We start from the raw sequence: 20,614 nt of genomic DNA, 5'->3' as shown, positions 1-20,614 counted from the left end.
GGGGCGGGCCGGGGCGGTCAGACGGCGCCGGTGGACGTCCGCGACTCGTCGGCCGGCGCATCCGCCGGGCTGTCGGGGAACGGCTCGGCGGCCGCCGCCCGCCGGGAGTAGCGGGCCACGCCCCAGGCCAGGGCAGCGATGATCGCCAGCGTGCAGACCAGCACCACGAGGTTGGCGGCCAGCCACACGCCGCCGCCGCCCTCCTTGAGCTCGCGCTGCAGGATGTCGATCTCGGGGATCGCCGAGCGGGTCATCCCGTCCTCGGCAGGGACCTCCGGCTCGTCGATCGCCTCGTCGGCCGGCAGGTAGATCGGGATCGCGGTCAGGGTGCGACCGTCGTGCACCCGAAGCAGCGTCTTCCAGGTCCCGTGCAGCGGCACCGGCTCGGTGGTCCGGTACTCGCCCTCACCGACGCGCTCGAGGGCGTTCACGACCAGGCCGTCGCCCTGCCAAGCGGTGATCTGCACCCAGGCGGGGTCGTCGGCGAAGTCCGCGGGGTCCAGCTGGACGGTGATGTCGGCGGTGCGGGGGTCGGTCTCGACGTCGGTGATGGCGAAGGTGGCGTCGAGGTCGTCCGGCACGTGCGCGATCAGCCCGTTGGCCAGGCAGGCGGCCAGGGCCACGAGGCTGCCGAGCAGCACGGTGCGCGCCACGGCCGGCCGGGGCAGCCGGCGCCGCAGACCGAGGGCCAGGAGCGAACCCAGCAGGCCACCGGCGACGCCGCCGACGATCGCCATCAGCGTGCCCTCGACCAGGATGTCGCTGTTCCAGCTCAGCGTCTGGACCAGGTGGGTCCAGCCCGCCTCGGTGGCGTGGCCGATCGTGCCGATGCCGACACCGGCGACGGCGCCGAACAGGACCGGGCGGCGCAGCAGCGCCACGGACAGCGCGAGCACCTCGACGACGATCGCGGAGCCCAGGTAGAGCGGGAAGCTCGGCGTGATCTCGCCGAGGCCCGGGCCCACGACGAGCGCGATGCCGCTGCGGATGACGAGGAAGAACGCGACCGCGGCCAGCGCCCCGCCGCGGCCCATGAACAGGCGGGCGCCGACCAGCGCGATGCCCGCCGCCGCGGCGATCATGAACGGCTCGAGGACCAGCCGGAACTGCGGGACGTCGAAGTCGTACTCGCCCTGGAACACCGACATGCCCAGCAGCAGGCCACCGGTGGCGGCGGCCTGGCGGACGAAGCGGGCGGTGCGCCCGGCCTTCACGTCGCCGTCGTCGGTGGAGAGGGAGCCGTGGCCCTCCTGCTCGAGCACGAGCAGGCCGACGATCGACAGGCCGGCGCCACCGATGAGCATCAGGTGCGTCGGGCCCCAGAGGGTGACGTCCTGGCCGAACAGGCGGTGCCAGACGTCGTCCAGTGGGAAGCCGAGCAGCGCGTAGAAGCCGGCGACGGTGAGCAGGATGCCGCCCACCGGCACGTCCCAGCCGCGGACGAAGCGGACCGCGGCCGGGCCTGGCTTCTCGTCCAGCGGCATGGCGCAGGCCAGGATGCCGCCGGCGAAGACGCCGAAGAGCCCGAAGAGGATGAGGAAGTGCGCCGGGTTGGCCAGCGGGCCCTCGTCTCGGCCCACGCCGATGTGCAGCGCGATGTCCCACAGCATGCCCAGGAGCGCCACCAGCAGCGAGATCGTGGTCAGGATGGTGGGCAGCGCGACCCAGGCCGGCACGCCGGTGGCGGAGCCCAACTTGTTGCCGACCGTGGTGAGCACGGTGGAGCGGCGGGTCCGGTGCGCCCACACGAGGCCCAGGAGGACGGCGGTCAGGCCGGCTCCGATGCCGGTGGCGAGGGCGACCTCGCCGAGCGCGGCCCCCCCGGCGGGACGTGTCTCAGCGGCGAGCAGCACGCAAACCCCCTCAGTAGGTGTGAGGCCATGGAACACCTCAACCGTGACATCGACAACTGCTACATAGAACGAGCCGTTTACCGTGGGGATGCGCGGGGAGGAGGTGTGCGTGGTCACGGCAGCAGAACCGATGCCGGACGGCGAGGACCGCGAGTTCACGGTCGACCAGCTCGCCGCCCGTGCGGGAGTGACCGTGCGCAACGTGCGGGCCTACTCCGCCCGCGGGCTGCTCCCGCCCCCGCGCATGGTCGGCCGCACCGGCTACTACGGACGCGAGCACGTCGCCCGGCTGCTGCTGGTGCGCGAGATGCTGGCCGAGGGCTACACGCTCGCCATGATCGAGCGGACGCTGACCGCGGCGCCGGCGATGGGCAGCTCGGTCACCCTGGCCCTGCACCGCGCGCTGCTCGCGCCCTGGTTGCCGCCCGAGCCCGAGCTCACCACCGGGGCCGAGCTGGCCGCCCGCGCCGGCGTGCCCGAGGACCCGGCCGTCGTCGACAGCCTGGTCGAGCTCGGCCTGGTGGAACGGGTCGACGAGACGCACCTCCGGGTGCTGGACCCCGCTCTGCTCACCGCCGGCATCCAGGTGCTCGCCCTGGGCGTCCCGGTCACCGCGCTGGTCACCGCCCAGATGCAGGTCACCGAGCACGTGCGGGAGATCGCGCGCACCTACGTGCAGATGTTCGTCGACACCCGGTGGCAGGCGTGGGTGGACGCCGGTGCCCCGCCCGACCAGATCGAGGAGATCCGGGCGACCGTGGCGCGGCTGCAGCCGGTCGCCGCTCAGGCGCTGCTGGCGGCCTTCCGCACCGAGATGGCCGGCACCGTGCAGGACGCCGTGGAGGCCGCGCTCAGTCGGTTGGGGGAGTCCTAGGGCGATCGCCGGGCCGGTGTCCCTGGATGTCCTCGTAGTCGTCCAGCGCCTCGCGCGCACGGGCCTGCTCGGCGGCCTCGTCCGCCTCCTCCTGGGCGGCCAGCCGGCGGTCCCGGACGACGGCGAGGACCACGACGGTGAGGAGGATCGCGGCGGGGACGAAGAATCCCAGGGTGCCGATGACCGCGACGCCGTCCATGGCCAGGACGTCAGGGGCTGCGCTCATCGCTCCATGTGACACCGGTTGCTGACAACGGTCAAACCGGGCCGGCCCCGGCACGGCGTGGGACCGGGCGGGTCAGTCGCTCTCGCGGCCCTCGCGCCAGTACCCCATGAACGCCACGGAGCGGCGGTCGACGCCCAGCTCCTGGACCAGGTGGCGGCGCAGGCCCTTGACCACGCCGGCCTCGCCGGCCAGCCACGCGTAGACGCCCGAGGAGCCGGGGGCGGAGCCGGCCTCGGCGGGGACCTCCCACAGGATGCCGCTGTCGACGTCGATGTCCTCGAGGGCCGCGACGGGGGAGGGGGCCAGGAGGTCGGCGAGCTCGGCCGTGGCCTCGACGACCGCGGCGGTGAGGAGGGAGCCGCGGGGCGCGGGCACGCCGGCGCCCCGCGAGCGGGGCAGCCAGGTGACCTCGACGCCGGGGGGCACCGCCACGTCGAGCACGTCGCCCGGCTCCGGGATCTCGAGCAGCACCCGGGCGCGCTGACCGGCCGGCAGCGACTCGACGATGGTGCAGATCGCGGGCACGGCGGTCTCGTCGCCGGCGATCAGCAGGCAGGAGGCGTCGACCGGCGGGTGCCACTCGAACCCGCCGGTGGGGCCGGGGAAGCGGGCGTTCGGGCCGATGAGGACGACCTCGTCGCCGATCACGGCGGACTCCGCCCACGCCGACGCCGGTCCGGTCGCGCCGTGGAGCACGAAGTCGACGTCCACCTCGCGCTGCTCGGACCGCACCGCGCGGATCGTGTACGTGCGAATCGGCATCCGGCGCTCGGCCGGCAGCGCCCGCCAGGCGCCGTACCAGTCGGGGTCGGTCGGGCAGTCGTCGATGCCGCGACCGGGCAGCGGCAGCATGACCTTGATCCGCTGGTCGAAGCCGTTGCTGCCGAACTCGTCGAGATCGGCGCCGGTGAACGTGACGCGCAGGAAGCTCGGGCTCAGGCGACGCAGGCGGAGCACCTGCGCGCCGAAGGGCCGGTAGACCGGGACCTGCACTGTCTGGACGGTCATGCGTTCTCTCCCGGTGGCCGGCAGGTGCGGAGGCGGAGTCAACTTAGGCTAGCCTCACCTGGCTTCGCACCGGAGTCTTGCACACGGTCGCGAACGGATCCAGAGGCACGTGCGACGAATGCGCGTGCGCACCCATGAGGAGAGACATGAGAAGTGCTGCCCTGTCCGCGACCGCTGTGGCCCTCGCCGCGGCCCTGTCCCTCGCCGGCTGCGGGAGCGACGACGAGCGGGATGCCGGCACCGGATCGCCCGCGGCCGGCGACGGGGGGTTCCCGCGCACGGTCGAGCACGCCATGGGCAGCACGGAGATCCCCGAGCGCCCGGAGCGGGTCGTGGTCCTGGACACCGGGGAGCTGGACTCCGTGCTCTCGCTCGGCGTCACTCCCGTCGGTGCGGTGACGACCGCGGTGTCCGACGGCTTCCTCAGCTACCTGGCCGACGACGCGGCCGACGTCGAGGTCGTGGGGACGATCAGCGAGCCCGACCTCGAGGCGATCGCGGCCGTCGAGCCCGACCTGATCCTCTCGAGCAAGACCCGGCACGAGGACCTCTACGAGCAGCTGGCGCAGATCGCCCCGACGGTCTTCGCCGACCAGGTGGGCGTGGTCTGGAAGGACAACCTCCGACTGGACGCGGAGGCCCTCGGGCTGGAGGACGAGGCCGAGGAGCTCATCGAGGCGTACGAGGCCGACGCCGCCGCGCTGGGGCAGGAGATCGGCGACCCCGCCGCCACGACGGTCAGCACGATGCGCTTCGTCGAGGGCGGCATCCGGGTCTACACCGCCGCGTCGTTCATCGGCACGGTCATGGCCGACATCGGGCTGGACCACCTGCAGCTGCCGACCGCCGACGACCTCCCGACGTTCGCGGAGCTCAGCGCGGAGGAGCTGACCCGGGCGGACGCCGACGTCATCCTGTACTCGTCCTACGGGCCGGCCGACGACTCGGGCGAGGCCGCGGTCGTGGCCGGGCCGCTGTGGCCGCTGCTGACCGGCGTGCAGCAGGGCCGGGCGCACGCCGTCGAGGACGACGTCTTCTACACCGGCATCGGGCTGCGGGCCGCGACCCTGCAGCTCGACGCACTCCGCGAGCTGCTCGCCGGCTAGGACGACGAGGGCCGCCTCCCGGTGGAGCGGGAGGCGGCCCTCGGTACGTGCGGCTACGCGCTCAGGGGGTCTCGGTGGAGATCTGCGCGGCGAGGTACTGGGCCGCACCGACCCGCTCGATGGCACCGAGCTGGGCCTCGAACCAGTCCGCGTGCTTCTCCTCGTCGAGCACCATCTCCTCGAAGACCGAGGCGGTGCCGTGGTCACCGAGGTCGTGGCACTCCTTGGCCGAGGCGTTGAACTGGGCCACGGCGGCCTTCTCGCTGTCCAGGGCCAGGACGAGCATCTCCTCGGCGGTCTCGCCGACGCGGATCGACCCCAGGCGCTGCAGGTTGGGGTGGCCGTCGAACAGCAGGATGCGCTGGATCAGGGCGTCGGCGTCGCGCATCTCGTCGATGGACAGGTCGTAGAAGACCTTGCCCAGCTTCGGGAGTCCCCAGGCGTCCAGCATGCGGGCGTTGAGGAAGTACGTGTTGGTGACGGTGAGCTCGAAGGTCAACGCATCGTTGAGCAGTTCGACCACTCGGGGACTAACGGGCTGCACCTGCAACTCCCAGCTGTCGCTCGGTCATGACCGGGCAATGCTGGCACACGAGTTCGCGCATGGTCTCCACGCAGCCACCGCACGTGCGGCCGGCACCGGTGGCGCGGGCGACGTCGGCCACGCAGCGCGCGCCGTTGGCGATCGACTCGAGGATGTCGCGGTCACTCACCACGTTGCAGTGGCACACGTACATGCGCGGCTTCGGCCTAACCGGGAGACGGCGGGGGTGGGCTGCCCGGACCGGAGTCGAGCACTGCGACGCAGGTTAGCCTTACCTGTGCGCCGAGCGCCAGCCTTCCTGGTCAGCGGCGCGAGCCGGGGCTAGGTTCGGTCCGTGCCCGACCTCGCCGACCGCGCCCGAACCCTGCTGGACCTGCACGCCGCACCGGAGATCCTCGTGCTCGCCAACGTGTGGGACGTCGTCTCCGCGCGGGTGGTCGCCGGTACGGACGGCGTCCGGGCGCTGGCCACGGCCAGCCACTCCATCGCGGCCACGTTCGGCTACGAGGACGGCGAGCGGATTCCCCTGGACCTGCACCTGGACATGGTGGCCCGCATCGCCGCGGCCGTGGACCTGCCCGTGTCCATGGACGTGGAGGCCGGTTACGGCGACCCGGGCGAGACCGCGCGGCGGGCGATCGGAGCCGGTGCCGTGGGCGGCAACCTCGAGGACGGCATGCGGCCGCTGGACGAGGCCGTCGCGGCGGTCGAGGCGGTGCTGGCCGCCGGTCGGGACGCCGGGATCGGGTTCGTGCTCATCGCGCGCACCGACGCCCTGCTCCGCGCCGACGCGGGGGCGGACCGGACGGAGGTGCTGACCGAGGCGGTCCGGCGCGGCCGGGCCTACCTGGAGGCGGGGGCGCCGGTGGTCTTCGTCCCCGGGGCGGTGGAGCGCGAGGAGATCGCGGTGCTGGCCGAGGCATTCGGGCCCGGGCGGCTGAGCGTCATCGCCGTCCCCGGTCGCTCGCCGTCGGTCCGCGAGCTGGAGGAGCTCGGCGTGGCCCGCGTCTCGACCGGCCCCAACACCCAGCGGGTCGCGCTCACGGCGCTGCAGGACGCCACCGCGGAACTCCTCGCCGGCGGCGCACTCCCGCCGTCGACCCGCACCCTGAACTGACCGCGGTGCGGGCCTCCGAGCGGCTCGCCTGGGCGGCGGCGGTCGTTGCTCCCCGGGAGTCCGACCGGGTGCTCGAGGTCGGCTGCGGCCACGGAGTGCTGCTCTCGCTGCTCGCCGCGCGGGCCGCCCGCGGCGAGGTGGTGGGCGTCGACCGGTCCGCGACCATGACCGCCACCGCGGCCCGCCGGAACGCCGACGCGGTCTCCCACGGCCGGGTGCGGCTGATCACGGCGCCGCTGGTCACCGCGGACCTGGGCGCCGCGCCCTTCGACGTCGTCGTCGCCTTCGACGTGCGGGCGTTCTGGACGCCGCCCGCACCGGAGTGGGACGTCGTCGACCGGGTGCTCCGCCCCGGCGGACGCGTGGTCGTGGCGTTCTCGCTGATGACGCCCGACGCGCTGGAGCCGGTGACGGCGGCGATCGGGCGACTCGCGGGGGAGCGGGGGCTGGCGACGATCGCCGTCCACCGCGGGGCGACGTCCCCCTACGGGTCCGTCGCCGTCGAGCTGCGGCGGGTGCGGACGTGACACCGGCCCGCGCGCTCCTGCGAGGAGCGCGCGGGCCGGTGGCGGGGCGGTCACATGACCAGGGCGCGCACCGTCCAGAGCAGGACGACGACGGCGATCGCGCTCGCGAGGCCGGCGTACAGCCGCCGCTCCCGGAGCCGGTCGGCCTCGGTCTCGTCGGCCAGCGCCATCGGGTCGGCCCAGACGGGGAGCACCCCGCCGCGGGCGGCCAGCTCTCCGGCGGTCAGCACGACCGGCGGCGAGATGCGGTACGGGCGCGAGGCGAGGCTCGCTGCGACCGCGGCTGCTGCCCGGTCGCTGGTGGTGCGTCCCCTGCTCATGCCATGACCCTTCCGGTCTTCTCGGTCTTGTCCCAGGTCATCGCGGCCCCGCGGAACTCCTTGACGTAGGCGTCCACGGTGATCGCGCACATCATCGGGCCGAACCCGACGAGATAGAGCCCGATGGGGGCCAACCGGCGGCCCCAGCGGGTGAGCTCGAGCTTCCGGACCAGGAAGGCCATCGGCACGCACAGCACCAGCCAGCTGTAGACGAACAGCGTCCAGCCGCTGGCGTCACCGGCACCCCACGGGACCAGCGTCGGGAAGGTGGCCCCGACCAACACGGTGAAGGAGATGGCACCCGGGAAGAGCAGCGCCTCCTTCCACACCTTGAGCCCGACCCGCGGGTCGACCGAGATCGTCATGGTGATCATGAAGACGAAGGTCGCCACGGGGACGAACACCGCCGCCCCGAACACGGACGCGGCCAGGTCGCTGTCCAGCAGGTACAGGCCGATGAGACCGATCGAGGTCAGCAGCATCGCCACCGGCAGGAGCAGGATCGCGAACCAGAAGACCCCGAAGAAGAAGCCGCCCAGACCGGGGTGCACCGACTTCCGGAACCACAGGTGGCGGTACATCGAGGTGATCTGCACGTTGCCCCGGGCCCAGCGCAGCCGCTGCTTCCACAGCGCGTCGATGCCGGCCGGCTCCTCGGCCAGCACGCGGGCGTGCGGCTCGAAGACGACGCGGCGCCCGGCCAACTGGGTGCGGAACGTGGTGACGGTGTCCTCGGCCAGCGAGGAGGTGTCGATCTGGCCGCCGATGGCCTCGAGGTTCTCCCGGGTGTGCAGCTGCGCACCGCCGGCGAGGCAGGCCATGGCGCCGGCGACGTTCTGCGCGCGCCGGGAGGCCGCCTGGGCCGCCAGGTAGTCGAACCCGATGAAGCGGGTGATCCCGTGGGCGTCCTCGCTGCCCTCGCGGATGTAGGCGGTGACCGCACCGACGGTGGGGTCGGCCAGGTGGCGGGTCATCTTGCGCAGCGAGTCGGCGGCGTAGATGACGTCGGCGTCCATGATCAGGAGCGCCTCCATCCAGTCGTCGGCGAGGATCTCGCGCAGCCCGTGGTTGAGGGTGTGCGCCTTGCCCTCGCCGCCCTTCTCGCGGCGCAGGTGCACGACCCGCCCCGGGAAGCGGGCGCCGAGCCCGGCCATCACCGCGGGGGTGTCGTCGGTGCTGGCGTCGTCGACCACGTACACGCGCAGCCGGTCCGGCGGGTAGTCCAGCCCCATGAGGCGCTCGACCGAGGTGGTCAGCACGGCCGCCTCGTTCCACGCCGGCACCAGCACCGCGACGTTGGGCAGGTAGGGCCCGGTCTCGCGGTAGTGGTTGCGCACGGCGTGCACGGGGATGAGGAGGAACTGCGCCAGGCCGGCGAGCACGGGGATCGCGCCGAAGGCGACGAAGATCAGGAAGACGCCGACCAGCACGTCGCGGCCGATGCCGGCCAGGTCGGGGCCTGCGGCCAGGACGTCGCTCACCGGGTCACCGCCGGCGCTCCGGCCGGCACGCTGCCGGCGACCCACGAGTAGCGGCCGACCGACGACGCCTCGTGGCTGTCGGTGGAGCCGACGAGCGTCACGCCGGCGGCGGCGAACGCCAGGACCACGTGGGGCCCGGGGCAGCGCCACTTCTCGTTGACCTCGACCGTCGTGCCCGTGCGGACGGCGGCCTGTGCGACGGCGTCGACGTGCTGATCGGTCAGGTCGGACTCGGCGAGCCCGATCTTGGGCAGGAGCGAGAACACGTGCGCGAGCTGGCCGCGGCCGGCCCGGTCCATGGCGCGGACGGTGGCCTCGACCAGGATGCCGAGGGCGTCCTGGGCCGAGAGACCGCGCTCGATCTCCTCGAGCGTCCGCCGGGGGCTCCACGGGCCGTCGAGCCCGGGGAACTGGTGGTCGGCGATGAGGATCCGGTCGACGCCGCCGGTCCCGACCACGAGGTCGTCGGGCACGTCGAGGCGGCCGGAGGCGTCGAGGATCTTGGCCTCGACCCCGGTGAGGACCTCCAGGCCCTCCACCGGCGGCAGGGCCGCGACCTCGGCCAGGAACTCCGGCACGTAGGTCGTGGTCGTGCGGACGTGGTCGACCATGCGGATGCTGGCCAGCCCGGCGTCGCGCGCGGCGGCCAGGTTCTCCAGCGTCGTGCTCACCGCGTCGTCGGACCAGGTGGAGTGCACGTGGTGGTCGGTGCGGAGCAGGTCGGCGGTCATCGGCCGGCCTCGCCGGACGGCTCGGCGAGCACGTCGGCCGGGTCGAGGAAGACGTCCTCGAGGTACCGCACGACGGCCACCTCGGCGAAGGGCACCGAGTCCGGCAGCGGGCGGCCCAGCGCCAGGTCGAGCGCCAGGGAGGGCATGTCCACGCCGGCGGCGACCGTCAGGGGCATCGCGCCTGGGAAGCGCGGGTTGACCTCGAGCAGGGCGGCCCGGCCCTCGGCGTCGCGGCGCAGCTGCACGTTGGCGACCCCGACCAGGCCGATGGCCTCGGCGACCTGGCGGGCGGTCTGCTCCAGCTCGCGGTCGGCGACGGTGCAGCCGGCCACCGAGACGCCGGAGTCGACCCGCAGCCGCGAGCGCGGCACCGCGGCGACCACGTGCCCGTCGGCGTCGGCCAGGGTGTCGACGCTGTACTCGTCGCCGGGGAGCATCGCCTGCACGAGGATGTCCTCGTCGGCGCCCAGCGCACGCAGCGCGTCGGCGTCGTCGACCTGGTGCACGCCGCGCGAACCGGCGCCGCGGCGCGGCTTGACGATCACCGGGTAGTCCCACGATCCCGGGTCGGTCGTGCCCAGCAGCTCGGTGCGGGGCGTGGGCAGCACGTCGGCGCAGCGCCGGGCGAGCGCGAACTTGTCCAGGCAGACCTCGAGGGTCTCCAGGCTGGGCGCGGCCAGCGCGGTGCCGACGGCGTCCAGGCGCTTGCGCTCGGCGGCGATGCGCGGCAGCTCGACGTCGACCGTGGAGAAGAGGACGTCGACCCGCTCCCGCTCGCAGAGGTCGACGAGGGAGTCGACGAAGGTGTCGGCCAGGCCCGGCTCGACGAGGAAGCGGGCGCCCTCGTCGACGAGGTACAGGCCGCTGGCGTAGCGGTCCATGTCCGCGGCCAGCAGCGTGACGTCGGGACGGCGGGCGAGGGACCGGAGGACGGCGACGCCCGCGGGGCCTCCGGCGCCGGTCACTAGCACGCGGACGGGGGAGTTGTCAGACACCGGAGCGCTCCGTGAGGTTCGAGGACTGGACGGGGATGGCGGGCGCGTCGCTCTGGGCGCCCACGACGGCACTGGCCTCGCGGATCACCTCGAGCGGCTCGCAGTGCTGGCCGCCGCCGTAGCGGGACCAGTAGCGGCTGGTGGCGAGGACGAAGTCGTCCTGCATGTAGTTGCGGATGCCGGCCTGCGAGCCGAAGCAGGCCAGCAGCGCGAGCTTGGTGTCGGTGAAGCCGTCGATGCTCACGAACCGGGTGGGCCGGTAGTCGACCGTGGCCGACGGGCTCTGGTAGCAGGCGAACGTGGGCACGTTGCGGGTGGCAACGGTGGCCGCGCGGTGGACGGCGCGGTGGTCCTGGTGCCGGTCGTGCGCGGAGTGCGTGTAGACGATGGTCGGCTGCACCTGGGCGACGACGCGCTCGATGATCGAGACGGTGGGGTCGGCCTCGCTGATGCGGGTGTCCTCGAGGTCCTCCATGAACAGCCGCGCGCCGATGAGCTCCGCGGCGGCCATGGACTCGCCCATGCGGTCGCCGGCCTCGCCGCCGCGTGCGCCACGGGACAGCGTCAGGATCACGACCTGGTCACCGGCGGACCGGTGCGCGGCCAGGGTGCCGCCGATGCCGAGCTCGACGTCGTCGGGGTGGGCGCCGATGGCCAGCACCGTCTGGTGCCGGGCGGTGGCCCGGCGGGCGATGCCGAGCTCGACCAGCCGGCGCACGGTCGCGACGACGTCGTCGCGGCGCACCGGCTTGACCATGAACTCGTCGGCGTTGCGGCGCAGCGCCTCGACCGCGTAGTCGACCGAGGCGTGCGCGGTCATGACGGCCACGGGCAGGTCGGTCTGCAGCTCGCGCAGCCGGCCGAGGAACTCCAGGCCGTTCATGCCGGGCATCTCGATGTCGGTGACGACGGCATCGAAGGAGTCGCGGGCCGCAAGTGCCAGGGCCTCCAGCGGATCGAAGCAGGCCACCGCGTGCATCCCGGCCTTGCTCAGGACGGTGCGCACGAACTGTGCGATGTCGGGGTCGTCATCGACGACCAGGACGCGGACGTCGCCGTCCATGGCCAGCTCCTCAGCGGGTGGGCGCCTCCCCGGGGGGAGGAGGACACGTCGTGCCCCGCACTCGGCAACGGCCCCGGCGGGGGACTTGTGGAGCCGGACGAGCCCCGGCATCACCCGGAGGGGTGACCGGGGAGGACCCGCTCGGCCCCGCTCGGCTCAAGCTGCCCGGCACCCGGGCCGATCACTCAGTCAGGTGACCCCGACCCATCGGTCGCGGGCCTCGTGAACGCATCGGAGGGGGGAGGAACGTGGAGAAGCCATCCGTGCTCGTCGTGGAGGACACCGAGGAGATCCGCACGCTGGTCAGCACGGTCCTGGAGCGCGCGGGGATGCGGGTGCGCGCCGTCGGGACGGGAGCGGAGGCCATGGAGGAGGTGCGGCGCGAGGCGCCGGACCTCATCGTGCTCGACCTCGGCCTGCCCGACACCGACGGCACCGAGCTCTGCCGGCAGATCCGTGCCGAGACCGCCTGCTACGTCCTCATGCTCACCGCGCGCGCCGAGGAGGTCGACCTGCTCATCGGTCTGGCCGTCGGGGCCGACGGGTACATGGCCAAGCCGTTCTCGCCCCGCGAGCTGGTGGCGCGGGTGCAGGCCATGCTGCGCTTCCCGCGCACCGCGCCGGCCCCGCAGCCCGCGCCCGAGGCGGAGGAGTCGGTCCGCCGGCTCGCCGAGCTCGAGGTGGACGAGGAGAGCCGGGAGGTGCGCGTCGACGGCGCCGTCGTCGACCTGACCCGCACCGAGTTCGACCTGCTCGCCGCGCTCGCCTCCCGCCCGGGACGGGTGCTGCAGCGGGAGACGCTGCTGCGCGAGGTCTGGCAGACCGACTGGGAGGGCAACCTCCGGCTGGTCGAGGCGCACATGTCCAACCTGCGCCGCAAGCTGGTCGCCGCCGGGCTGAGCTCTCCGGAGATCCGCACCGTGCGCGGCGTCGGCTACCGCCTCGTCGCTGCCTGATCCCGGCCCCCACGGGGCCGGGCACACGGAAGGGCCCGCAGACGATTCCCCCTCGTCTGCGGGCCCTTCGTTCGTGCGCGTCCGACCCGGCCCCGTCCCGGGTCCCGCCCCGAGCGTGCGAGGGGTGGGCAGGACGGGGGTCCTTTCTCAGACGCCGGCGAGTGCGTGCAGGTGCTGCACCCGGGAGTGGGCCAGGACGCCGCGCCGGGCATCGGCGGCGATCGCCTGGCAGATCGAGGCGACCTCGGGGTGCCCGAGCTGGCCGCTGGTGCCGGCCAGGGTGTAGGCGGCCGAGGCCACGGCGGGGCTGTTGCCCTGGCGGGTGTGGACGTCGATGGCCGACAGCCGGCCCGGTAGCGCGCTCACGTACATCTCCTGGAGTCGGTCCATCAGTTCGTCCTCGAGGTCGTCGTCGTGCAGGTCGTCGATCTCGTGGATCTCGTAGCGGTCGCCCTGCGCAGCCGGCCCCGTGGTCCGGCTGCGCAGGAAGTCGAGGAGTGCGCCGGGGTCGACCGGCTTGGGCAGGCAGGCCCACGCACCGGCGGCGGCTGCCTCGGCGCTCGTGGCCGGCGACGGGTCCGCCGTCACGACCAGGAAGCGGGCCTGCGAACCGTCGCGGCGCAGCTGACGGAGCAGCTCCAGCCCGTCCTCCCCGCCGACCGTGACGTCGGTGACGACCAGGTCGTAGGGGGTGGAGGCGGCCATGTGCAGCGCGGCGGCCACGTCCGAGGCCTCCTGGACGTCCCACCCGCCGAGGCGGAGGAGCCCGATGACCCGGCGGCGGGCGAGGGCGTCGGCGTCGACGACGAGGGCGGTCAGCACGACAGCACCCGCGTCTGCGCGGAGGCGGCGGTCCAGCCGTACGTGGTCTGCGTGGTGACCGACAGGCTCGGCCGGTAGGCCAGCGCGTCGGCGTCCTGCGTCTGCGTGACCGACGTCGTGGCGCTGGTGGTGGTCATCAGCGGACTGACCGACCCGTTGATGCCCAGGTGGGCGGACACCAGGTAGCTGCCCACGCGGCTGGACGTGCTGGCCGTCCAGCGGAGCGTCACGGACAGGTCGGTGTCCTTGGTGACCGTGGTGGTCGTCGTCTCGTTGGGGCCGGGGCCGGCCACCGTCTGTGTCGTCGTGCTGTCCTCGTTGGTGGAGCTGGTCGACTGCGTCGTCGAGGAGCTGTAGTACCTCGTGGTCTGCGCGCCGGTGCCCGGGTTCGTGTACACGGTGCGCTTCACGGTCGTCGTCGTCGTGGTGCAAGTGTCGTCGACGACCAGCCCGGTGGGCGCGGCGACGGTGAGAGTGCGCAGCGCGGCGGTGTTGGTGCTGACGGACTCGGAGAAGGTGGCCGAGGCGGGGATGCTGCTGCCGACGATCACGGCGGCGGTCAGGCCGAGCAGGACGGCCGAGCGGCGGAGGCGGTTCACGACAGGTCCTCCTCACGGGTCTCGGTGTCGTCGGTGGTCTCGGAGGTGGGGCGCCAGATGGAGAGCAGCAGCCAGCCGGCCAGCAGGGCCGGGGCGCCGTAGAGCAGCACCTGGGTGATGACGGGGGTGCGGAGCGCCTGGATGAGGTGGCCGAGCTCGGGCACCACGGCCCGGACCTCGTAGGCGGTGTCGCCCTCGAGGGTCGCCGTCCACGGGTCGATCGCCTCGTTGGCGTCGCCCTTGGTGCGGACGCTGACCCGGCCGTCGGCGCTGCGGTCGACCTCGACCACCCGGTGGGTGACGATCGAGCGGTCGCCGATCGGCTGGTGGTACGTGATGACCATGCCCTCGGTGACGTCCTCGACGGCGATCGGCGTGACGACGGTGACGTCGCCCGGCTCGATCATCGGGGCCATGCTGCCGGTGAGCATCGTCATGGTGCGGTAGCCGAGGACGTGGGGTCCCACGGCGAGGAGTGCGAAGACCGCGACGGCCAGCCCGACCACCGCGCGGACCAGCCACGGGGCGAGCAGGCCCAGCGTGCGGGCCGGACCGGCGGACCGGTCGTGCGCGGAGCGGTTGTCCTCGGCCGGGGGCAGCGTCTGTGCTGCCCCCGGGCGACGGACGGGGAGGACGGCGGTCATGGTGTGATCTCCGGTCGGATCAGCCGGGTCAGCGCGCAGCCGGCGCGGTGCGCTGGGTGGCGGTGAAGGTGAGGCTGAACGCGGCCTGCTTGCCCTGGAACTCGTTGCCGGCGGAGACGGGCAGCGCGTAGGAGATCGCCAGGTTGTCGGACTTGCCGGCGCCCAGCGATGCGGGGGCATCCAGGACCTTGTTGTTGACGGCGGGGCCCGACGCGAGCAGCGTCTTCTCGCCGCTGGCGCAGGTGAAGGAGTTGCCGCTCTGGGTCCAGGCCACGGGGCAGGACTTCACGGACAGCTGCAGGCCGTTGGTCGCGTCCGTCGTCAGGATGCTGCTCGTGGTGGCGGCCGAGGCGAGCATGATCGAGCCGAGGTCGCTGCTGCCGTCGTTCTTCAGCGTGAAGGTGCGGGTGACCGAGTCGCCCGGGATGAGCTCGGCGGCGGAGAACTCGAGGGTCGACGCCTTGGTGAGGTCGATCGAGACGGTGCCGGAGTTGATGGTCGTGGCGACCGGGGTGGTGCTGTCGGTGAAGGAACCGAAGGTGCCCATGCCGGCGACGGCAGCAGCCGCGCCGATGACGCCGAGCGAGCCGACGACCTTGCGGGTGGTGGAGCTGGTGACCTTGGCGCTCATCTTCGTTCTCCCTGTGTCCGTGTCACCGGCTCATCCGGCGACAAGGAGAACTCTGGAGGCCCTTCCGCAGGCCACCCGCCCGGAATCCGCAAGGAATCCGCAAGGCTGCGACGAGTGACCCGCAGATCGGGGCTGTCAGGGCCGTTTCCGCCGTCCACGGCCGCTTTTCCGCGGAAAGGCGGGCTGCCTTTCCGCGGAAAAGCGGAGCGCCCCCGGCCCCTGGCAGGGGACGGGGGCGCTGGTGACGCCGGGATCAGGCGGTGCGGGGGAGCGTGAGCGTGAACGTGGTGCCCTCGCCCTCCACGCTCACCAGGTCCAGCGTGCCGCCGTGCGCGGTGGTGATCGCCTTGGTGATGGACAGGCCCAGACCCACGCCGGGGACGGCGTTGCGCTGGGCGGTCGAGGCGCGGAAGAACCGGGTGAACAGCTTGCCCTGCTCGTCGTTGGGGATGCCGATGCCGGTGTCGCGCACCGCCAGCTGGGCGACCGGCACCGTGCCGGGGCGCTCGGCCGGGGTCACCGCGCCGTCCTCGGACTGCCAGCCGGCAGCGACGGTGAGCGTCACCTGCCCGCCCGCGGGCGTGAACTTGACGGCGTTGGACACGAGGTTGTCGCAGGCCTGACCCAGCCGCACCGGGTCGCCGGCGACCACGAGCCCGCCGGCGGGTGCCTCCACGCGGAGCTGCACGCCGGCGTTCGTGGCGGCGACGCGGGCGGTCTCCTCGGCGGCCTGCACGATCCCCACCAGGTCGACGTCCTCGGGCTGCAGCGTGAACTGCCCGGCTTCCACGCGCGCGGTGAACAGCAGGTCGCCCACGAGGCGCAGCAGGCGGTCGGCGTTGCGCTCCACCGTCGTCAGGTACTGCCGCTGCTCGTCGGTCAGCGTCTGGTCGTCGTCGTCGAGGACCAGTTCGAGGTAGCCCAAGATCGAGGTCAGCGGGGTGCGCAGCTCGTGGGAGATGAGGCTGACGAACTGGTCCTTCATCCGCTCCGTGGCCCGGATCTCGGTCATGTCCGTGCCGACGAAGTTCCACCCGGCGTGCACGCCGCGGTCGTCGGTGCGCGGCGTGACGGCGACGGAGACGGTGCGCTGACGCCCGTCCGCCCCCACGTAGGTCCAGTCGCGCACGTCGCTGCCGTGCTCCTGGGCGGTCTGCACGAGGGCGTAGAGACCGCCGGGCGTACCGCCGTTGCCGGCCGCGTCCTCGAGCTCCTCGGGCAGGTGGAAGTCCAGGATCGAGCGCTGCCGGACGACGTCGGCCCGGGGGAGACCGAGGAGCTTCTCCGCGCCCGGGTTCCAGACGCGGATCGTGCCGTCGGGGTCGGTGCCGATGATCGACTGCTCGGTGACCGCGTCGATGACGCTGGTCATGGTCTGCGCGCGGGCGGCCAGGATCCGCGAGGCCTGGTCGAGCTCGTCGGCGCGGCTCTGGACCTGCTCCAGCAGGACGGCCTGCTCCGCCTGCAGCCGGTCGATGACGCGGGCCTGCCGGCCCAGGCGCTGCGCGGTGCCGGCCAGGGCGCTCGCCGGAGCCAGGGCCAGGAGGAGCAGTGCCGAGGACTCCGTGCCGGCGTGCAGCAGCGCGACGGACGCGGTGCCGGCCAGCGGGACGACGACGGCGCGCACGGTGGAGGTCGATGCGCGCGTGAGCCAGTCGGTGCCCACGGCAAGGGCGGCCGCGACGAGGCCGGCCAGCACCGCCCCGGTCCGGACGACGGGCAGCACGCCGGTGGCGAGCAGCGCCACCGCGACGACGGTCAGCAGCGTGGCGGGGACAGGGCCACGCAGCGTCGCCCGCCAGGAGGCGGCCGGTCGGCCCCGGTCCAGGACAGCGGCGGTCATGCCTCAGACGTCGGCGGCCCGCGGCGGCCGCAGCAGGTCTGGCGACCGCGGCGTCACCCGTTGGGGCGAGGCCCGGCAGGCCGGCACGGGCCGGTCCGGACAGCACTGCGCCCCGCCGGGCGGACCCGGCGGGGCGCGGTGCTGAGCGATCGGGTCAGGGACCCGGGTGGAGCAGGGGCCGGACCTACTGGCCCTGCACCGACTCCTTGGACTGCTGGGCCTGGCCCTGCACGTCCTGGGCAGCGGACTGCCCCTCGCTCTTGACGGTCGCGGCGGCGTCCTGGGCGGTGGACTTCACCGACTCGACGGCGTCCTGGGCGGCCGGCTTGAGCTGGTCGCCGATCTCCTGGGCGGCCTGCTTGGCCGGGGCCAGCAGGGCGTCCTTGTTGTCGCGGACGGCCGTCTCGGCCTGCTGCGCGAGCTGCTGCTCCTTCTGCGTGGCCGGGAGCAGGCTCGACACCAGCCAGCCGACACCGAAGGCGATCAGCCCGGCGGCCAGGGGGTTGCCCTGGGTCTGCCGGATGGCCGCGTCCGGAGCGCCCTGGATGGCACCGGCCGCACTGTGCGCGGCGTCCTGCACGGTGCCGGCGGCGTTACCGGCGGCGCCCTGCACGGACCCGACGGCGTTGGACGCCGTCCCGTGCGCGGACTGCTTGGTGTCGTGCGCGGTACCCATCACCTTGTCCTTGAGGCCGGAGACGCGCCCCTTCGCGGCGGTCACCCGCCGGTCCATGACACGTGCGGGGTTGACCTTCTCGTTGAGGGCGTCGACGTCGTAGCTGAGCTCGCGCCGGGTGTCCTCGATCTGCCGCCGGATGACGTCCGGGTCACTGCTGGTCATTGGTGCGACTCCTTCGTCGTGGGGGTCAGTTGGGCTTGAGGGCGCCCGGCACCTGGGAAAGGGTCTCCACGGTGCGCTCGGGCTTGGGGTTGACCTGCTGGAACTTCTTCTTGCCCATCAGGGCGGCCACCGCGGCGACGATCCCCCAGAGGATCGCGACGATCAGGGCCGACCAGCTGTGGCCGACGAGGTGGGACAGCGCCCACCACAGGGCCACGGACAGGAAGAGCACCGCGAAGTAGGCGGCGAAGCCGGCGGCACCGAACAGGCCTGCGCCCGTGCCCGCCTTCACTGCCTCGGCCTTGAGCTCGACCTTGGCCAGCTCGAGCTCCTGGCGCATGAGGGTCGAGAGGTCCTTGGTGACCTCGCCGATCAGCGCACCGACCGAGTTGCCCTCGACGTCGGGGCGGCCGTCGGCCGTCGTCGGCGTCCCGAGGCTGCCGCTGTGCTCACCGGAGTAGTCGGCCGCGTAATTCTGGGTCGCGGGCTCCACCATCGGTGGGGCGTAGCCGGGGCCGCCCGTGGGCTGGCCCGGGGTGTACGGGGTGCTCATGCGTCAGCCCACCCCACCGGGGCGGCGAGCCGGGTCGTCCCAGCCGGCCGGGGTGGCCGGCGGCACGACGCTGCCCTCGGGGGGCACGGTGCCGTACGGGGGCGGCGGCAGCGGGGCGGAGCCGGCCGTCGAGTAGGCGGCGCCGGTACCCGTGTAGGTGCTCGTGGTGTCGGTGTACGTGGTGTCCGAGTAGGTCGGCGTCGGGTCCACGTAGTTGGTCGTGGGGTAGCCACCGGTGTTGCCGGACGGGCCGGAGTCGCTGTGGGCGGCGCGCACGCCGCTGGTCAGCCGGCCGGCGACGATTCCGGCAGCAGCGGCACCGAGCAGGAACATGCCCGGGCGACGACGGGCGAGGCTGCGGACCTCCTCGAGCAGCTCGGCCGGCTCGCGGTTCTGCAGCTTGTCGGCGAACGTCTCGATGTAGCCGGAGGCCTGCTGGAGCAGGTCGCGGGCCGGTCCGGGGGCACCCTGGCTGGTGCCGTCCGCGAGGCTGCGCAGCTCGCCGGCCAGCGAGCTCAGGCCCTGAGCGGCCTTCTGCTGCTGGGCGACAGTCTGGTCCTTGAGCTGCGACTGGCCCTGCTTGAGCAGGTCCTGCGCCTGGCGCTGGGTCTCGTGTGCGACCTCCTTGGCCTGGTCGGCAGCGGTCGAGGCGACCTGGCTACCGGCCTGGGCCGCGGTCTGGCCGACGGCCTTCGCCTCGTCCTTGGCGACGTCGGCCTTGCTGGGCGAGCTCTGGCCCGTGCTCCCCGCCGTGGTGGTGGGCGGGGGGAGCGGGGCGTCGATGGAGTGAGTCATCGGTCCTCCTCGGCAGTGTTCATGGGCAGTTCTCGTGGTCGGAGTGGCGCTACCCTGGAGTGGTTCGGCCACACCTGCTGCGTGATCTTCTTGATCCAAGCGGTGCCGGAACCGGCCTTCCGCCCGGCGCTTCCATGCGTCACGGGCGGGCGGAGAGGGAGCCGAGGTGCGACAGCGATGTCGCGCCGGGCAGCCCCCGTGGGTGCGCCGCAGAGGTTGTGGTACCCCTGCCGGAGGGGTCGCGAAACAGGGATCTGCAGGTCAGCCTGTCCAGCCGAAGCGCGGCGGACGTCGCTCGGCGAAGGCGGCGACCCCCTCCGGCAGCTCCCCGGCGGTGATCGTCTCGCGGTACCGCGGGGTGGCGACGGCCTCCGCGTCGGTGCCTTCGGTGAGCGCGGCCACGATTTCCTTGGTGGCCCGCTGGGTGAGCGCCGAGCGGGCGGCGAGCACGTCGGCGAACCGCCGCACCTCGTCCTCGAGGTCCGCGGGTTCGACCAGCCGGTCGACCAGGCCCGTGCGCAGCGCGTCGTCCGCGTCGAGCAGCTCACCGCTGAAGAGCAGGTACTTGGTCGTGGCCGGGCCCACCAGGTCCACCAGTGCCCGGGTCGACGACGGCGGGTAGACGATGCCCACCTTCGACGGCGTCACCCCGAAGACGCTCGAGCGGTCGGCGAAGCGCAGGTCGCAGGAGGCGGCGATCTCCACGCCGCCGCCGATGCAGTGCCCGCGGATCATCGCGACCGTCGGCTTGGGGAAGGCCCGGAGCGCCGCCTGCGCCGCGAGGTTGTGCGCCCGGACCTCGGCCATCGGGTCCTGCGCGTCGGGCCCCCCGAGCAGGCCGGCGATGTCAGCGCCGGCGCAGAAGCTGGGGCCCGCGCCGGTCACGACGAGCACCCGCACGGCGGGGTCGGCGGCCGGGCCGGCCAGCACGCCGGGGAGCGCGGCCCACATCTCCGCGGTCATCGCGTTGCGCTTCGCCGGCCGGTCGATGGTCAGGACGGCGGTGTGCCCGTCACGGTCGAGGCTGAGGTTCTCGGCCCCCGGGTAGGGGCCCGACGCGAGCTCGCGAGCGGTGGGGGGCACTA

At 73.4% G+C, this 20,614-nt stretch carries 24 protein-coding genes; 5 read left to right on the top strand and 19 right to left on the bottom strand.

The features are described 5' to 3' along the window. Positions 1–17 precede the first annotated feature (17 nt). Positions 18–1,853: a hypothetical protein gene (locus BLS70_RS04065; RefSeq protein WP_091764387.1), complete on the bottom strand. Its 1,836-nt coding sequence runs from the start codon at positions 1,851–1,853 to the stop codon at positions 18–20. Positions 1,854–1,962: 109 nt separating this feature from the next. Here BLS70_RS04065 and BLS70_RS04060 point away from each other — a divergent pair, with 109 nt between their 5' ends. Continuing rightward, complete coding sequence (locus BLS70_RS04060; RefSeq protein WP_176946282.1) at positions 1,963–2,727, top strand: MerR family transcriptional regulator; 765 nt, start codon at positions 1,963–1,965, stop codon at positions 2,725–2,727. Here BLS70_RS04060 and BLS70_RS04055 read toward each other — a convergent pair. Further along, positions 2,705–2,953 (bottom strand): hypothetical protein, encoded by a 249-nt coding sequence (locus tag BLS70_RS04055; protein ID WP_091764385.1) that lies wholly within the window; start codon positions 2,951–2,953, stop codon positions 2,705–2,707. The two genes, BLS70_RS04060 and BLS70_RS04055, sit on opposite strands and share 23 nt — an antisense overlap. 72 nt (positions 2,954–3,025) lie before the next feature. Further along, positions 3,026–3,961, bottom strand: coding sequence for a siderophore-interacting protein (locus BLS70_RS04050; RefSeq protein ID WP_091764384.1), 936 nt, complete (start codon positions 3,959–3,961; stop codon positions 3,026–3,028). A 146-nt stretch (positions 3,962–4,107) separates the two neighbouring features. On the opposite strand from BLS70_RS04050, the gene BLS70_RS04045 reads away from it, so the two are divergent. Next, positions 4,108–5,067, top strand: coding sequence for an ABC transporter substrate-binding protein (locus BLS70_RS04045; RefSeq protein WP_176946281.1), 960 nt, complete (start codon positions 4,108–4,110; stop codon positions 5,065–5,067). Between the two features lie 61 nt (positions 5,068–5,128). On the opposite strand, the gene bfr is transcribed toward BLS70_RS04045, so the two are convergent. Both bfr and BLS70_RS04035 read right to left on the bottom strand, forming a co-directional pair. Further along, a complete protein-coding gene (gene bfr, locus BLS70_RS04040) occupies positions 5,129–5,611 on the bottom strand; it encodes a bacterioferritin (protein ID WP_091764382.1) in 483 nt (160 codons plus the stop codon). Continuing rightward, a complete protein-coding gene (locus tag BLS70_RS04035) occupies positions 5,598–5,804 on the bottom strand; it encodes a (2Fe-2S)-binding protein (RefSeq protein ID WP_091764381.1) in 207 nt (68 codons plus the stop codon). Before BLS70_RS04035 ends, bfr begins: the two co-directional genes overlap by 14 nt. Positions 5,805–5,945: 141 nt before the next feature. Between BLS70_RS04035 and BLS70_RS04030 the strand changes: the two genes are divergently transcribed. Next, positions 5,946–6,728: an isocitrate lyase/PEP mutase family protein gene (locus tag BLS70_RS04030; RefSeq protein ID WP_091764380.1), complete on the top strand. Its 783-nt coding sequence runs from the start codon at positions 5,946–5,948 to the stop codon at positions 6,726–6,728. Positions 6,729–6,733: 5 nt separating this feature from the next. Continuing rightward, complete coding sequence (locus BLS70_RS04025; RefSeq protein ID WP_176946279.1) at positions 6,734–7,255, top strand: class I SAM-dependent methyltransferase; 522 nt, start codon at positions 6,734–6,736, stop codon at positions 7,253–7,255. Positions 7,256–7,305: 50 nt separating this feature from the next. Here BLS70_RS04025 and BLS70_RS04020 read toward each other — a convergent pair whose 3' ends face one another. The 5 genes from BLS70_RS04020 to BLS70_RS04000 are packed head-to-tail and all read right to left on the bottom strand — an operon-like array spanning position 7,306 to position 11,845. Continuing rightward, on the bottom strand, positions 7,306–7,575 hold the full coding sequence (locus BLS70_RS04020; RefSeq protein ID WP_091764379.1) for a hypothetical protein: 270 nt from the start codon (positions 7,573–7,575) through the stop codon (positions 7,306–7,308). Then, positions 7,572–9,056, bottom strand: coding sequence for a glycosyltransferase family 2 protein (locus BLS70_RS04015; RefSeq protein WP_218122270.1), 1,485 nt, complete (start codon positions 9,054–9,056; stop codon positions 7,572–7,574). Before BLS70_RS04015 ends, BLS70_RS04020 begins: the two co-directional genes overlap by 4 nt. Then, complete coding sequence (locus BLS70_RS04010) at positions 9,053–9,787, bottom strand: PHP domain-containing protein (RefSeq protein WP_091764378.1); 735 nt, start codon at positions 9,785–9,787, stop codon at positions 9,053–9,055. Before BLS70_RS04010 ends, BLS70_RS04015 begins: the two co-directional genes overlap by 4 nt. Beyond that, complete coding sequence (locus BLS70_RS04005) at positions 9,784–10,782, bottom strand: ATP-grasp domain-containing protein (protein ID WP_091764377.1); 999 nt, start codon at positions 10,780–10,782, stop codon at positions 9,784–9,786. Before BLS70_RS04005 ends, BLS70_RS04010 begins: the two co-directional genes overlap by 4 nt. Next, on the bottom strand, positions 10,775–11,845 hold the full coding sequence (locus BLS70_RS04000; RefSeq protein WP_091764376.1) for a response regulator: 1,071 nt from the start codon (positions 11,843–11,845) through the stop codon (positions 10,775–10,777). Before BLS70_RS04000 ends, BLS70_RS04005 begins: the two co-directional genes overlap by 8 nt. 248 nt (positions 11,846–12,093) lie before the next feature. Here BLS70_RS04000 and BLS70_RS03995 point away from each other — a divergent pair, with 248 nt between their 5' ends. Continuing rightward, entirely contained in the window at positions 12,094–12,801 is a 708-nt protein-coding gene (locus tag BLS70_RS03995) for a response regulator transcription factor (RefSeq protein ID WP_091764375.1), read from the top strand. A 147-nt stretch (positions 12,802–12,948) separates the two neighbouring features. Here BLS70_RS03995 and BLS70_RS20685 read toward each other — a convergent pair whose 3' ends face one another. From BLS70_RS20685 to BLS70_RS03955, 9 genes are all read right to left on the bottom strand, one after another. After that, a complete protein-coding gene (locus tag BLS70_RS20685; protein WP_176946278.1) occupies positions 12,949–13,623 on the bottom strand; it encodes a response regulator in 675 nt (224 codons plus the stop codon). Next, positions 13,617–14,222 (bottom strand): hypothetical protein, encoded by a 606-nt coding sequence (locus BLS70_RS20680; RefSeq protein WP_176946277.1) that lies wholly within the window; start codon positions 14,220–14,222, stop codon positions 13,617–13,619. The genes BLS70_RS20685 and BLS70_RS20680 overlap by 7 nt, the downstream gene beginning before the upstream one ends. Further along, positions 14,219–14,866 (bottom strand): signal peptidase I, encoded by a 648-nt coding sequence (locus BLS70_RS03985; protein ID WP_218122269.1) that lies wholly within the window; start codon positions 14,864–14,866, stop codon positions 14,219–14,221. Before BLS70_RS03985 ends, BLS70_RS20680 begins: the two co-directional genes overlap by 4 nt. Positions 14,867–14,894: 28 nt before the next feature. After that, complete coding sequence (locus tag BLS70_RS03980; protein WP_091764373.1) at positions 14,895–15,497, bottom strand: TasA family protein; 603 nt, start codon at positions 15,495–15,497, stop codon at positions 14,895–14,897. 253 nt (positions 15,498–15,750) lie between these two features. Continuing rightward, on the bottom strand, positions 15,751–17,340 hold the full coding sequence (locus BLS70_RS03975) for a sensor histidine kinase (protein ID WP_091764372.1): 1,590 nt from the start codon (positions 17,338–17,340) through the stop codon (positions 15,751–15,753). A gap of 184 nt (positions 17,341–17,524) precedes the next feature. Next, positions 17,525–18,181 carry a DUF3618 domain-containing protein gene (locus tag BLS70_RS03970; protein WP_091764371.1) on the bottom strand — a complete coding sequence of 219 codons (657 nt, stop codon included), beginning with the start codon at positions 18,179–18,181 and terminating at the stop codon, positions 17,525–17,527. A 25-nt stretch (positions 18,182–18,206) separates the two neighbouring features. After that, positions 18,207–18,734 (bottom strand): phage holin family protein, encoded by a 528-nt coding sequence (locus BLS70_RS03965; RefSeq protein ID WP_091764370.1) that lies wholly within the window; start codon positions 18,732–18,734, stop codon positions 18,207–18,209. A gap of 3 nt (positions 18,735–18,737) precedes the next feature. Beyond that, positions 18,738–19,529 (bottom strand): hypothetical protein, encoded by a 792-nt coding sequence (locus tag BLS70_RS03960; RefSeq protein WP_091764369.1) that lies wholly within the window; start codon positions 19,527–19,529, stop codon positions 18,738–18,740. Between the two features lie 261 nt (positions 19,530–19,790). Next, positions 19,791–20,612: an enoyl-CoA hydratase/isomerase family protein gene (locus tag BLS70_RS03955; protein ID WP_255362226.1), complete on the bottom strand. Its 822-nt coding sequence runs from the start codon at positions 20,610–20,612 to the stop codon at positions 19,791–19,793. Positions 20,613–20,614: the final 2 nt, after the last annotated feature.

The sequence above is a fragment of the Blastococcus aurantiacus genome, from assembly GCF_900102425.1.
GTDB classification, from domain to species: domain Bacteria; phylum Actinomycetota; class Actinomycetes; order Mycobacteriales; family Geodermatophilaceae; genus Blastococcus; species Blastococcus aurantiacus.
The sequence above is the reverse complement of the archived record's forward strand: the minus strand, read 5'-3'. Positions and strand labels throughout refer to the sequence as shown.